At 35.3% G+C, this 13,788-nt stretch carries 17 protein-coding genes; 14 read left to right on the top strand and 3 right to left on the bottom strand.

What is annotated here, in order from left to right; genetic code table 11:
* Nucleotides 1–155 precede the first annotated feature (155 nt).
* From QY321_02965 to QY321_02925, 9 genes are all read left to right on the top strand, one after another.
* Nucleotides 156–497: a hypothetical protein gene (locus QY321_02965; GenBank protein ID WKZ24553.1), complete on the top strand. Its 342-nt coding sequence runs from the start codon at nucleotides 156–158 to the stop codon at nucleotides 495–497.
* Nucleotides 494–757: a hypothetical protein gene (locus QY321_02960; protein ID WKZ24552.1), complete on the top strand. Its 264-nt coding sequence runs from the start codon at nucleotides 494–496 to the stop codon at nucleotides 755–757. Before QY321_02965 ends, QY321_02960 begins: the two co-directional genes overlap by 4 nt.
* Before the next feature lie 151 nt (nucleotides 758–908).
* Nucleotides 909–1,355: a hypothetical protein gene (locus QY321_02955; GenBank protein ID WKZ24551.1), complete on the top strand. Its 447-nt coding sequence runs from the start codon at nucleotides 909–911 to the stop codon at nucleotides 1,353–1,355.
* An 83-nt stretch (nucleotides 1,356–1,438) separates the two neighbouring features.
* A complete protein-coding gene (locus tag QY321_02950; GenBank protein WKZ24550.1) occupies nucleotides 1,439–2,074 on the top strand; it encodes a DUF3800 domain-containing protein in 636 nt (211 codons plus the stop codon).
* Nucleotides 2,075–2,317: 243 nt separating this feature from the next.
* The gene (locus QY321_02945; protein WKZ24549.1) at nucleotides 2,318–2,974 is read left to right on the top strand and encodes a 2,3-diphosphoglycerate-dependent phosphoglycerate mutase; all 657 of its coding nucleotides are present in this window, start codon (nucleotides 2,318–2,320) and stop codon (nucleotides 2,972–2,974) included.
* A gap of 7 nt (nucleotides 2,975–2,981) precedes the next feature.
* Complete coding sequence (locus QY321_02940) at nucleotides 2,982–4,160, top strand: glycosyltransferase (GenBank protein ID WKZ24548.1); 1,179 nt, start codon at nucleotides 2,982–2,984, stop codon at nucleotides 4,158–4,160.
* Between the two features lie 170 nt (nucleotides 4,161–4,330).
* Nucleotides 4,331–4,567: a 50S ribosomal protein L28 gene (gene rpmB, locus QY321_02935; protein WKZ24547.1), complete on the top strand. Its 237-nt coding sequence runs from the start codon at nucleotides 4,331–4,333 to the stop codon at nucleotides 4,565–4,567.
* Nucleotides 4,568–4,782: 215 nt separating this feature from the next.
* On the top strand, nucleotides 4,783–5,388 hold the full coding sequence (locus QY321_02930) for a CDP-alcohol phosphatidyltransferase family protein (protein ID WKZ24546.1): 606 nt from the start codon (nucleotides 4,783–4,785) through the stop codon (nucleotides 5,386–5,388).
* Between the two features lie 740 nt (nucleotides 5,389–6,128).
* The gene (locus QY321_02925; GenBank protein WKZ24545.1) at nucleotides 6,129–6,743 is read left to right on the top strand and encodes a hypothetical protein; all 615 of its coding nucleotides are present in this window, start codon (nucleotides 6,129–6,131) and stop codon (nucleotides 6,741–6,743) included.
* Between the two features lie 121 nt (nucleotides 6,744–6,864).
* Here QY321_02925 and QY321_02920 read toward each other — a convergent pair whose 3' ends face one another.
* Nucleotides 6,865–7,149 carry a hypothetical protein gene (locus tag QY321_02920; GenBank protein ID WKZ24544.1) on the bottom strand — a complete coding sequence of 95 codons (285 nt, stop codon included), beginning with the start codon at nucleotides 7,147–7,149 and terminating at the stop codon, nucleotides 6,865–6,867.
* A 469-nt stretch (nucleotides 7,150–7,618) separates the two neighbouring features.
* Here QY321_02920 and QY321_02915 point away from each other — a divergent pair, with 469 nt between their 5' ends.
* The 5 genes from QY321_02915 (at nucleotide 7,619) to QY321_02895 (ending at nucleotide 12,887) form a co-directional block, all read left to right on the top strand.
* On the top strand, nucleotides 7,619–8,191 hold the full coding sequence (locus QY321_02915) for an RNA polymerase sigma factor (protein ID WKZ24543.1): 573 nt from the start codon (nucleotides 7,619–7,621) through the stop codon (nucleotides 8,189–8,191).
* Between the two features lie 52 nt (nucleotides 8,192–8,243).
* A complete protein-coding gene (locus QY321_02910) occupies nucleotides 8,244–9,062 on the top strand; it encodes a DUF5667 domain-containing protein (GenBank protein ID WKZ24542.1) in 819 nt (272 codons plus the stop codon).
* Nucleotides 9,063–9,503: 441 nt separating this feature from the next.
* The gene (locus QY321_02905; GenBank protein WKZ24541.1) at nucleotides 9,504–11,837 is read left to right on the top strand and encodes a hypothetical protein; all 2,334 of its coding nucleotides are present in this window, start codon (nucleotides 9,504–9,506) and stop codon (nucleotides 11,835–11,837) included.
* Nucleotides 11,838–12,334: 497 nt separating this feature from the next.
* A complete protein-coding gene (locus tag QY321_02900) occupies nucleotides 12,335–12,616 on the top strand; it encodes an STAS-like domain-containing protein (protein WKZ24540.1) in 282 nt (93 codons plus the stop codon).
* A 31-nt stretch (nucleotides 12,617–12,647) separates the two neighbouring features.
* On the top strand, nucleotides 12,648–12,887 hold the full coding sequence (locus QY321_02895; GenBank protein ID WKZ24539.1) for a hypothetical protein: 240 nt from the start codon (nucleotides 12,648–12,650) through the stop codon (nucleotides 12,885–12,887).
* Nucleotides 12,888–13,014: 127 nt separating this feature from the next.
* Here QY321_02895 and QY321_02890 read toward each other — a convergent pair whose 3' ends face one another.
* Together QY321_02890 and QY321_02885 are read right to left on the bottom strand one after the other, a co-directional pair.
* Complete coding sequence (locus tag QY321_02890; protein ID WKZ24538.1) at nucleotides 13,015–13,299, bottom strand: type II toxin-antitoxin system RelE/ParE family toxin; 285 nt, start codon at nucleotides 13,297–13,299, stop codon at nucleotides 13,015–13,017.
* Nucleotides 13,280–13,501, bottom strand: a complete 222-nt coding sequence (locus QY321_02885; GenBank protein WKZ24537.1) for a hypothetical protein — start codon at nucleotides 13,499–13,501, stop codon at nucleotides 13,280–13,282. Before QY321_02885 ends, QY321_02890 begins: the two co-directional genes overlap by 20 nt.
* Nucleotides 13,502–13,788 lie beyond the last annotated feature (287 nt).

The following is a 13,788-nucleotide window of genomic DNA, read 5'->3' as shown; positions in this document are numbered from 1 at the left end:
CACTTTAAGTTTTAATTCAGCAATTGTCTTGACAATCTAAGTTATTTGTGATTTATTTAAGGTTATCTAAAATGTTTTTTAAAAATTATTAAAATTGTTATTATAAAAAATAAAATTTCAAAATAAAAATACCCGAGAGGGTGGGAGGAAAAAAGATGATAACTAAAAAAATGATAATAGAGAAAGGAAGGATTGAAGAAAGAGAAAAGAATAAGCAAGGAGAAAAAAAGGAATGCCCCGAAATAATTAAAGGCATAGTAATTTTTGTCCTAATAGCTTTTTTGGGGAATATGCAAATAAATGATTTCTTCTTTGATTTTTCCAAAGCAGATCATTTAGCAGTTTTTCTATTTCTTGTTGGATCGATTGCTACTTGGGTTTTTCTTTACAGCAAGGCTGCGGGTAAATTAACAGTGAAAAAAATAATATATTATTCATTGTCTATTATAGCCGGTATCATATTATCTTTTTACTTCGCAGGCAGAGGGATGATATGAGAAGAGCAGCAAGAAATAAAGTGGCAATAGGTTTATCTATTTTTCTTGTTCTTTACTCCACAACTTTATTAACAATCTTTATTATTGGTGGAGAAAGGATGGCGGATAGCTTTTTAACCCTTGCTTTAGCGGGAATTTGTATAACATTAGTGTTGTACATTTTAAAAAGTGAGAATATTTTATCTTCTACCTACCGACAGTTTCTTTTATGGACTGTCTATTTAACGGTAGAGATAGGTACTTTGATGATAATTTTTTAGTTTTAACCCGGCATGTAAAGTCGGGTTTTTTATTTAATTCTTTATATATTACCCCGAGAGAAGGTGATTTTGACGATATAATTGTACATATATAGCATTTTTTTGCTAGATTATATATAATAATAAATATATTAATATTAATCATAAATATATGTACACTGAGCCAGGGCTAAATTTTGAGAACTCTCATGATGATAATAATGAGAATACCTTAGAGGACACCTTTGAGTACAACGAAGACGTTGTAGTGACTCCTCAAGAGGGAGATTTGGTGTTAAGTGATTTCCTTAATGAGGACGACAGTGAGTGGGCCTTTTTTCCAATGAAGAATCAATTTAAGAAAGAGCATAAGACGGTCTTACTTTTTAATAATAATGAAGATGAGAAGTTTATTAAGAACTTTGTGGGAGCTTTTTCTCGTAACTATCCAAATTTAAAACCTGGTATTTTTAAAATAAATATGCAGTCCTATGACTATTGGAAAGAAGAGCCTGATTTTGATGATGTTGTTTTTATTAAAGTTACTCCCGAATTAGTGTGTGAGAAATGGAAAATGACAAATTTTGGACCACTTAATTTTGGCAAAGAAGACATTTAATTTAGTTTTCATCTTACTTTTTTTAAACAAAGAACCCTCTTAACATAGAGGGTTCTTTGTTTTTAATAATTTAAATTAAATATATGAAAAATAATTCCCTGTATATTTTTATTGATGAATCAGGTAACTTTGATTTTTCTCACAAAGGAACAAGGCATTTTATTTTAACTTCAATAACAACAAAACACCCTTTTTATAGTCGAGATAAGTTTATTAACCTTAAATATGAATTATTGAATAAGGGTAATGATCAAGAATTTTTTCATGCGACGGAAGATAGGCAGTTTGTGAGGGATAGGGTTTTTAATCTTATTAAAAACTTGGATGATATGGAAATTGACATAGTGGCAGTTAAGAAAGGATTATTTGATAATAAATTTTTAACAGATGAAGAGTTTTATAAGATAATTTCAAAAAAACTCTTGGATAATATTTACTATAGATATGATATTGATAAAAATTTAGATTCAATAATTGTGGTTTTGGGTAAAATATTCACAAGGCAGAAACATGAAAGTATTTTAAAGAATTTAAAAAATTATTTAAAGAGGAGGTTTCGGAGAAGATTTTATATTTATTTTCATAGAAGCGAAGCTGATATTAATTGTCAAATAGTTGATTATTGCAGTTGGGCTGGGTTCGTTTATGTGGAAAGAGGAGAAGAGAGGCCTCTTAAAGAGATTAATGGGCAGATTAAGAATTTTTTATTTTTAGATTAATTTAATGTTATATTATTAAATAATCATTATAAAAAAACGACCACTCCGCCTATCCTTTCGGAAGAGCCCGAGGGCTCTTATTAGCAGAGTGGAACCTTTATCTCTTTATTATATAGTTTTTTGTTTTTTTGTCAAATTAAAAGTAGTCTATTGTTCTTTATTTATTTCATTTCCCTTCTTTTCCCTGCCATGTTATAATGTAATTAGCTTGTTTTTTGTTTTTAAGTCTTATTTTATTGTTTTATGTCTGATCATAATCTGGTTTTAATCCGTCATGGAGAAAGTCCATGGAATAAAAAAGGTATCTTTACCGGCTGGGTTGATGTTGGTTTAACCGAATACGGAGAGGCTGAGGCCAGGCGAGCCGGACAACTTTTACGTCGTCGTGGTTTTAAGCCAGATAGAGTTTTTACCTCAGTTTTAAACCGAGCTATTAAAACCGCTTGGTTGTCTTTAGAGGCAATGGATATGATGTGGTTACCCATTACCTATGATTGGCGCTTAAACGAAAGACATTATGGAGCTTTACAGGGTAAGAATAAGAAAGCTTTAGCTGCTAAGTTAGGGGATGAACAAATTCATCAATGGCGTCGTGGTTATGAAGCTACTCCACCTCCTATGTCGTCTAAAGGTTTAGTCAAGCAGATCTCTGCTGAAGCTTGTGGTTTAACCAAAAAGCAAATGCCTCGCACTGAATCTTTAAAAGACACTTATTTACGTGTTATCCCTTATTGGCGTCGAGTTATTCGTCCGGCTCTAAGGAGAGGGGAGAAAGTAATGGTAGTGGCTCATGGTAATAGTTTACGAGCCTTGGTTAAACATCTGGAAAATATCTCAGACGAACAAATTCCTTATCTTGAACTGCCGACCGGCAAGCCTCTTTGGTATAAGATAGATTAGTTGGCTTATGAATAAGCAGCTGAACTTTTTTAGTAATTTTTTTAACGACCATGGTAAGCCTTTTGTTAAGTATGCCATTGTTGGCCTTTCTGGGACTCTAATTGATCTTGTCTCTCTCTACTTATTAGTGGAGTTCTTTTTTTTACCAGTACTTTTGGCTGCTTCTTTAGCCTTTATACTGGCGGTGATTAATAATTTTATTTTAAACAAGTTTTGGACCTTTCGGCATCCTTCTAAGAACTACAAAAAACTTTTTATTAAATTCTTAATTGTTTCTTTAGTTGGCTTGGGCTTAACTTTATTAAGCATGTATTTGTTTGTTTATCTTTTGGCCATTTGGTATATTGCCGCTAAAATTATTACTTCGGTCTTAGTGGTGGCCTGGAACTTTTTAGCTAACAGGCTTTGGACTTTTAAGACAGGAGCTAAGGTTTCAGGGAGTGAACAGACTGGTCCGGAATTATCTATTGTTATACCGAGCTATAACGAAGAAGAAAGACTAGGTAAAACCTTAACAGCTATACAAGAATATCTTTTAGGTAAAGATTTTTCTTTTGAGGTTATTGTGGTGGATGATGGGAGTCAAGATAAAACAGCGATTATAGCCGAAATGATGAAGTCTCGCTTTGTTTCCCTTAGGGTAATTAGGTTACCAAGTAACCGCGGTAAGGGAGCGGCGGTGCGAGCCGGAGTTGAAGAAGCTACCGGGCGTTTTATTCTCTTTACTGATGCGGATAATTCCACTCCGATAACTGAGTTGGATAAGCTTTGGCAAGCCCAAAAAGAACATAAGGCTGATCTGGTAATCGGTTCTCGTTATTTAGATAGTTCTAGTGTTAAGATTAAACAACCCATATACCGTATTTGGTTAGGTAGGTTGGGCAATAAACTGATCAATTTGTTCTTACTAGACGACTTGGTTAGTGATACGCAGTGCGGTTTTAAGCTTTTTCGCTCTGAGGCAGCTAAAGATATTTTTTCCTTTCAAAAGGTTAAACGCTTCGGTTTTGACATGGAGGTTTTGGTGGTGGCTAAGAATTTGGGTTATAGTCTAGTGGAAGTACCCGTTGACTGGCTTAACTCTCCCAATAGCCGTTTAAGGCCGATTAAAGACGGTTTAATTACCCTAAAAGATCTACTCTATATTAAGCTTAATCTTTGGGCAGGTAGGTATAATAGGGGGTAGGAGGTTTATAGTTGATAGTTTAGTATAAACTATCAACTATAAACTAAGGTAAAGGTAAAATTAAGAAATAAATAGCCTTTTAATTCTTTAGATAGGCTTTTATCTTATACCCTTGACAGACCTCATATTTTAAGAGATAATGATTTTATTGTTTAATTTAATGAATTTTTATGGCAACACAGTGTCAACTAACTGGCAGCAAAGCTTCTTCCGGCTTTAATAAAAGCCATTCTAATAGAAGAACTAAGCGCCGCTTTAAACCTAATTTGCAGACTAAAAAGGTGGTTAACCCTAAAACCGGTTTAACTCATACTTTGACTTTGTCTGCTCGCGCTATTAAGACTCTGAAAAAATGGGACAAGGAAGGCTTGGCTTATGATTTAGAGGAAGTAGCTGCTAAGAAATAAGGATAGGGTTAAGGATAGAGTTAAGGTTTTTTAAAAGAACCGTCAGTCTGAATATCTCAATTATTAATATCCCAATATTAATAACCCAATGTTAATATATAAAAAGCCCCAATAGGGGCTTTTTTGCTGTTTATTGACATTTATAGGAAATAGTTATACTTTTAAGTTAAATTGAACATTTAAAAAAAGTTTAAAAAAATCTAAAGGGAGAAAAAATGATTACCCAAAATTATTCAAAAAAAGGCTTAGGGGAAAGCCTAACCTGGGCTAACCTTATTACGGTCTTTGGTATTTTATTTGTACTAGCTGCTATTCACTTTTCTAGTATTGGTCAATATCTTCATACGTTTGTTTTCCTTATTCTAGTCGGTTTATCTGACTATTATGATGGCAAAGCTGCTAGATATTTTAATCAAAAGAGTAGCTTAGGGGAGATTCTTGATCCCATTAGAGATAAATTGCTACTTCTGGTCTTTTGGCCAATTAGTCCATTTGTCTTTATTGCACTTTTGATTTTTGAAGTTTTGGGATTTATCTTTTCTTCATTAATTAGAAGAGCTAAAAAGGAGCATTTTATAGCTCCGGGTAGTAAGATTATAACATTTTGCCAGATGTCTATAATAGCCGCCTTCTTTTTGGCAAAGCACTTTATAGATGGACCTTGGTTAATATTTTTGTTACTGGCTATAATGAGTTTATCCGCCGCAAGGTTCATTATTTATTTAAATCATTTTTTGGATTTTGCGGATAAGATTCACTTAAAGGATCTTATTAAAAAAAATACAGTAAAAAACAAGAAATTACTTCAAGATAATTTCTAATGTTTTTTCTGAAGCATGATCATGTATGATTTAAATTGAAGTAAATATTTACTTTATTATCTTTTTTTAAAATCTTTTTCTAAAACAAAACAAGAGTAAAATAAAAAAAGAGAGGTAGAAAATGAAGAATAAGTTAATAAAATTAATTCATAAGAAACCGGTGGTTTTTTTAGGGTTCTTCTATTTTACATTATCCATGTTATTTGTGTCTTTTCCTGCTTTGGCAGTTCTTTGCAGGAATATCTGAATCTATACCGCATCTTCCACAGGTGCGGTTATTTATTTAATTCTTTATATATTACCTAGAAAAAAGGTAACCCTAACTATGCAATCGTACAGCTCTTGACAAATTAAAATAAAAAGAGTTTAATGAGGATAAATATAGTTCTTTTAATAATTTAATAATTTCAAATAAAATAGGAGAATAAAAGTTATGACGATGAAATTAGTATTAAATACTTTTTACGTTATTGCTGTAATAGCGTCTTCTTGGATTATTGTTGGATTAATTGGCTATGGAGTGTATGAAGCCGGTAGTTTCATACTTAGTTTCTTAACTAACAATTTCAAGGAATCTGTAGCTCATTTTTAGTAACTTTAACGTCACCTTGTTTTTTAGGGTGACGTTTTTTTATTTACTTTCTCTTACCCCTTTTTTACCCTTACTTGACAAACCCCTACAATGGGGGCAGTATTAAAGTAATTAAAACGTTCATTTAAATTTAAAGGGAGAGTTTAAAATGAAAAGTAAAAAATTCTTTGTTTTTACCTGTGTATTATTTTTCGGTTTTGCCTTAGGTGTTTTTGTGGGATTGTCATTCCCGAGAGGAATCAATCTTATAAGTATTTTAATGTTTCAATATCAAGCCAAACAGGTTGATTCTTATAGACTTTATAATGTAAGAAGCACCGACTCTGTCTATGTTGATGACAGGGTATCAAAGATAAGAATCTTTGAGTGGCCATTTGAGGGTTCATTAAGATCAGACACTTCCGGTCTCTATGAGGAATTAATAGCTGAGGATATTAACTATACCCCACATGAAGAAGGAGGACATGTGGTTAATATATTAATTATACCAAAGCATAGAATAAAGAATTTCTTTGTACTAGATAGCGTGGGTTCATTGACACTCATTGAGAGTGATCTAATCCCTTATTTTGATGAAAGGGAAATTCCCACTGATGCTATTTACTTAATTAAGTCTTTGGTTATTAACAGCTTAGCCAAGGTTAATTTAAGTGATCTTGTTGGAATTATTAAGAACGAGATCAATGGTTACTTACCGCGTATGCATTACCGCAAGAAAGATCCTAATTATGGTAAGTACGAAATCAAGCTTCAAGAAATTTAAATAAAAAAAAGAAACTAGGTATTTAATAGTTCTTTTCCTTGCTCTTTCCTTTTATATAAGTTGAGTATCCTCCGGACTTCGCCACGTTTGTTTAAGTGGCGGAGTTTTTTATTTACCTTCTTTACTTACCCTGTGTATTACTCTTAGTTTTCCACAGCTCTACGTATCTGCCTATACCTTGTTTGTTAAGTTTATTTTTTAGCTTGGTACTTGAGTTTAAAAATTCAAGCAAAGATTCTACTTCAATGGAATAACGATTATGAACAACCCTAAAGGTGACAGTAGCGGCATCAATAGCTCGGCGAATGGTTTTATCCCCAACGCCAGCCAGTTTGGCTGCCTCTGAAACAGAGACCCAAATAGGCTTTATTTCTAATTCTTTTTCTTGGTTAGATTCTTTAATCATATTTTTAAGTCCAAACTGACCTGGACTTAAGTTAGGATAGGCTCCTTTAAGTTAATAACATCATAAACTATTTTTAAAGATAAGTCCAGGCCTGTTTGGACTTAAGTTAATTATCCCATTTTAAAGATCATTTAAAAGATGAATAATTAAAAAACCCCTTTATGGAGGAGTTACTTAAAGTCTTTATTGAATTATATACTTTAATCTAAAAAACAGGATTTTCTAAACCGCTGCTTATTCATAATTATCCACAGTTACCATAATTTAAGTGCATCAGAAAACAGGGGATAAGTAGGATAAGGTTTTAAGGTTTTTATACTTGCTTTTTTAAATTTTAAATTAAAACCAGTATTGCTATTTATATTATAATATGTTATTATTTCAGGTGTATTAATCAGCGTTATGTTTCTTTAAAAGGGTTAGTGTAACGCTTTTATTTTTTTTACGTATACTAATAACGTAAGCCTATATGACCATATTCGGTGGCGAGGAAGCCCTGTTTACCAGACTACGAAAGTATAAAGACAAACAGGCTTTTATTGAAGCCTACAACTTGTACATTGACCAGATATATCGCTTTGTCTATTATAAAGTGCGGGGTAGGGAGACGGCCGAGGATTTAACTTCTTTGGTCTTTCTAAAAGCTTGGAACTATGTCTATGAAGGTAACTTAGATGATGACCAGGACACCCTTAAGCCTCTACTTTATAAGATAGCTCGTAACACTGTAATAGATCACTACCGTAAGACTTCCAAACAAGAGTCTGTCTCTTTAGAAGCTATGGTTGAGAATGAAGAGAACTTACCGAGCCAGGTCGTAGTTGATCCAAGATTAAAACTTCAGGACGGGGTAGACTTTAGACAATTAGTAGAAGAGACTCTCCCTCAACTTAAAGACGAGTATCGGGAAATTGTCATTATGCGATTTATTAACGAATTATCTATTGCCGAGATAGCGAATATTCTAGATAAGACATCCGGTAATGTAAGAGTCCTAGTACACAGATCTTTAGAGGCTCTTCGTAAACTGGTTAAAAGTTAATTTTCAAAAAGAATAAAAATTTTACAAACATTTTACTTATTAAAACAACAACATGTTAGATAAAGATTTTACCAAAGCTCTTTCTTCTCTATCGGCCACTAAGCCGGAGAAGTCTTGGGTGGATAAAAATCGTGAGCTTTTAAGCTGCCAGATTTCCAATGGTGAAGCTTTTGAGGCGGTTAAGTTGGGCATGGGAGCTCGCTTCTCTTTGTTGTTTAGCCGTTTAAGTCAACCGGTGCCGGTCGCTATGATGATCGTCGCTTTTTTTGCGTTGGCTGGTTCGGCAATAACTTTCTCTAAAAACAGTACACCCGGTGATCCTCTATATATGGCTAAGACAGCTGGCGAGAGAGCTAGGTTGGCTGCTACTTTATCTGAAAGAGAAAAAGCTAAGCTATCTATTAACTTTGCAGAAAGAAGAGCTATTGAAATGATTGAGTTAATGAATAGAGAAGAAAAAAATGGAGAAGTTATAGAAGGCGCTACTCAAGATCCGAGAATGGAAAACCTTTCTCGCAGTTTTAAACAAGAATTGTCTTCTGCTAGAGAAAGATTAGTTAAGTTGGAAGAAAAAGAAGCCAAGCAAGAAGCGGTTGGTGGTCTTAAGCCTGGAATTAATAAAAATCAAGAATTATCTGTAACCGGTACAGCGACAGCGGTTGGTAGTGAGGAAGCAAAGACATTAGAAGGGGAGAAAGCGGAGCAAGGCGATGGTGATGTTATAATTGCCAGTGAAATTGCCGCCGCAGCTACCGTAGATGCTTCGGTTAAGGCAGCTTTAGATGAGATTGAGAATCTTTTTGACAGTGCTCAGTATGCGGAAGCTATTGAAAAATTAAAAAACATTAAAATCCAAAGCAGCGGGCAGTAGTGCTGGTATCGGAAACTCGTTTTGGCGGCGGACTTAATTGTTCGCCCTCCACGCCAAAATGATTTCCGATATCCGCGGTACTTGTACCAAGGAGAAAGACCGACTCTTTAACTTCGGTTAAAAGTTTCGGCAGTGCGGCCTTCAAAGGTCGATGCTCATTAATTTAATGAGTAGCCGTGCTTGATTCGTTTAACGAATCAACTTATAAACCCCAAAGGTTTATGCGGTTAATTTGTTTATTTACATAAACATGACGAGCTTACATCAATTAAGCTTTTCTCCGTATCAATGAGAATAAAACTCTTGTTGATTACGGAGTGTGAATGTCCCATGCATGTTTACTCTCCGGCTCTAATGAATTTATTTTCATTGATGCGGGGAAGCGGGATTCCGATTGATGTGATAACGTTGAACCAAATAAACTTTTAAATGATTTATTGTATGAATATTGTAAGAAAAACTTTTGCTTTCGTCATGGCAGTCATGATGGTTGTAACTATGAGCGGTATGGCCGCTCCATCAGCCAAAGCCGCCTCAACAGGTGACTTGATCAAACTGTCAACCGATTCAGCTGTTTACTATGTAAACGGCAGCAACCGTCACGCTTTCCCACACTCAAGTGTATACTTTACGTGGTACCGTGACTTTAATAATGTGCAAGTAGTTTCACAGGCTGAAATGTCAAACTACACTTTGACTTCCAACGTTACTATCCGCCCTGGAACTAAGTTGATGAAGATCACCAGTGATCCTAAGACTTATGCTGTAGGTATGGACAGAACGATCTACCACATCTCCAGCGAGCAGGAAGCTATTAGCATGTACGGTCCTAACTGGGCTGGCATGGTAGTTGACGTTGCTGACAGCTTCTTTAACAACTACACCATGGGTGGACAAAAGCCTAACGGCCAGTACACTGGTGGTCAGTTAGTAAAGGCAGCCGGTAGCCCAGATGTTTACTACTACACTGGTTCACAATTCCGCAAAGTTGCTGGCGAAAATGCATTTTATGCCAACCGCTTCAGCTTTGACCATGTTGTAACCGCTCCTTCCGGATTCTCTATGAGCCCAATGGGTTCTGATATTACCGGTGCAGAAGCTGATATAACTAACACTGCGCAAGCTGCCCCTGGTCAAGTTGACCCAGGATTTAATCAAAACGGAGGAACCCAAGGTACTATTGATAATATTTCCCTAGGTTCACGTAATAAGACCGAAGCTCTTGAAGCACAAAGCAATGTAGAAATCTACGCTACTGATGTTGAATTGAGCAATGATGGTCCTTTGATGTTGCAGACTGCCGATGTTTGGTTTTCTGTAAGCAACCCAGGAACTCACTCAGTACGTCCTTGGAATTATTTCAAGAATGTATCTTTGATGGTTAATGGAGCTGTTGTTGGTACTATGAATGCTGATTCAAGTGCTAACTGGTCCAGCTCTTTTGCTGCCGGTACTAACATTGGTAATGCTGGTTCAAACGCTACTGTTGAATACCGTATGCGTTTCAGTGGCCTAAGCTCTGTCTTGGCTTCTAATGCAACCACTAAGGTTTCTGTTGCTGTTTCAATGCATAATAACATTGACTCAAATGACAAGACCGCTGTTTGGAATCTTGAACTTGGAGACATCAGAATTCTTGATGAATCTGGTTTGACTATGAACCAATCAGCTCCAGCCTTAGCTGCTAATGCAACTGCTCTTGAAGAACAGTTCACTGTTGGTGGTATTAAGAAAGCTTCTTTGGAAGTTAGAACTGCCAACCCTCAGATTGATGCTGCTATCGTTGAAGTAAGCGAAACTTCAGACACTAACGGAGTTTCTGTTTACACCTTCACCATGAAGGAAAAGAACGGTGTTGCTATGACCGTTAATGATCTTCAGGTAACCTTTACTACTGGTGATCCTGCTGGTACTACTGCTGAAAACAGTGTTATCCGCAGAGCTTACCTATATGAAGGTTCTACTGAAAGAAGTGTTAAGACCGTTCCTAATGGAGGTGTTACCTTGTTTAACAACATGAACATCGCCTTAGCTGCCAACCAAACTAAGACTTTCACTGTTAAAGTTGACTTGTTTGACACAAATGAAGGTGTTCGTTATGTGGAAGGCACTAACTTAAATGTAGTTGTTAATGCAGCTAACTTTAAGGGAACTGACGCTAATGGTCATGACGAGGATGATATTATCAAATCTGTTTCAGCTACTTCTCAGACCCATGAACTTCGCTCAAGAGGTATTATGGTAACTGTTAACGAAGCTACTACTACCATAACTAATGTTGATGGTAACTTCAATGATATTGCCCAGTTTACCTGGAAGGTTGATGTTGAAGCCTTTGGTGATAGAGATGTTTACATTAACCGTGCTCCTGCTGATATCGTATTAGCTGCTGGAGCTGCCGCTGGTGATGTTGACGTTATCTACCTTATTGAATATTCAGCAGGTGCTGAATTGGCTAGCCAATCAGGTACTATCACTACCTCAAGTGGTTCAGAGGTTGAAGCCGTAACTGGTGCCGGTGGTTACACTGGTGCTGTTTATGACGGTGAGGCTTTGTTTAGAATTGCTGCTGGTCAGACTGGTACGTTTACTATTACTGTAATAGGAACTAACCAGACCCAGGCTAAACAGGTTCGCGCTTTGCTTCAAAACATTGAGTGGACTGTTGACGAAGTTACAAACGGTGCTATTGGTGGAGGAGTTGCTCCGACCATCAATTCATACACCTTTAACCTAGGCAACAAAGCTGCCACTCCTTTCGAGGCTATTAACTAGCCCTGAAAGAATTTCGCAGATAGTTTAGTTTTTGATAACCTCTTAAACTTAACTAACCAAAACCCCTCCCTTAAAAAGGAGGGGTTTTTGGTATATGAGAATATTTTTATTTGGTAGGTGAGGTGTATTGGTGTGAGTTAATATGGATGTTCCTTTATATGTCTATCTTTATACATATAAATATTATTTATTGTTTTTTTATTCTTAAATCAATTAAACCCGCCAGCCGGTTGGCGGGTTTAAGTCCTTTAAAATCAAGGCTTTTTTGATATACACTTCTTACTTAATTAAACAAAGTAGATTAAATGGCCAGTTGTCCGCAAAAATCGGACAACTGAAAATATGCGTTGTGGTTGAAGTTTTTCGATAATGTATAAGGTTTGCTATATTTTGTATAAGGCTTGGGGTATTTATTAGTATTTTTGAGAGATATTTGACGAAATGTATAAGGTTTTCCAAAAGTTGTCTATCTATTATAAATATAGTATCATAAAAATATGAATATCATGATTGTAAAATTCGGAGATATGCTCCTTTCAAGATTAATAGGCAGGGAGGCGGCCCTGGTTTTTAAAACCAGAGAAATCCCTAAACAGGGAGAAATTACCCTTGATTTTGCCGGAGTTAAAGTTTTGACTCCGAGTTGGGCTGATGAGTTTATCGCTCCATTATTATCTCAATATCCCAATAGAGTTGAGTTCATTAACAAGGATAATCTATCAGTAAAATACACTCTGGATTTTCTTTCTCAACATGTTTGGAATGTTTCAGGAGATTAATTATAAAAAATAATTATTAATATCAAAATACATGAAAGGCTATTTTTCTTTAGTTAAAGCCTCTTTGGCTGTTGTTTTATCTCTGGTAATGCTTTTAGGCGTTACAATAGTTAGGGCAGATAATGAAGATGAAAACTCTATAAACGATATCCCGATTGAACCCAGTGGACTAACCACTACTATTGAAGGTGCGGAAACAGGGGAGGATGAAGATGACGAAGATCTTGATATCCCTATTGAACCTAATGGTTTAACCACTACCATTGAATAATTAAATAGGTAGTTGGGTTAATTTTATTGTTTTATTGATAAACAATTTAAGATAATGATTATATAACCAAACAGCCCTTTAGGGGGCTGTTTTTATAAGAAAGATTAAGAAAGATTGGAATATTTTTTTAGAGTCTTTTTTTAGCTTCTTTATAAACAATTCCGCGGTGAGCGATAAGAAGGATAATCACTGTGTTGCTTTTTATGATATAAATAATTCGCCAGTCGCCGATTCTCAGCTTCCAGTAATGTTTAAGAGTTCCCCTTAGCGGTTGGCCGTATATTTGTGGATAATTAATCAGTTTATTTTCTATAGCTTGTTTAATTTTGTTTTTTTCTGTTTTTGATAATTTCGGGATATCGTTCTTAACGACCAAAGGATGATAGAGAATTTTAAAGCCAGGCTTGTTCATGGGTTATTAGAGAAGATTTCTTAAAGCGACGGCTGTCCGCCAGGGAGGCAAGGGCAATATCTTCTTCCAGCATAAGCCCCATTTGTATTAATTGAGCTGCTTTGGCAGCAACAGGTATACCGTCTTTTTTAGCGGCATTTTTTAGGGCTTTTTCCACCTCAGGTTCTGTGGTTATATTGATTCTAGTTTTAACGGTTGTCATATATTAATAGTGTATCAAAAGTGTAACAGTTAGTCAAGAGAGAACTTTATTAGATATTATTTTATATATTTTAATGAGGTTGTTAAAAATAAACCCGCCAACCGCCTGGCGGGTTTAACTGCTTTATTTATAAGGGTTTTATAAAAGGTTTTTTAATCTTAAAACATTTAATCCATAAAGAAGAAAGAGCGTTATAAATTATTTGCCTTATCTTAATATTTTTTGCTATAATCTTCTTATCCCCCTCCTCTATATTATTATAGGTTAAGATAATCTCCCTCGGTTAT

It is taken from the genome of Patescibacteria group bacterium, assembly GCA_030583705.1.
Taxonomy (GTDB): domain Bacteria; phylum Patescibacteriota; class Patescibacteriia; order Patescibacteriales; family Patescibacteriaceae; genus Patescibacterium.
Note: the sequence above shows the minus strand (reverse complement) of the source record. Positions and strands in the feature narration are given on the sequence as shown.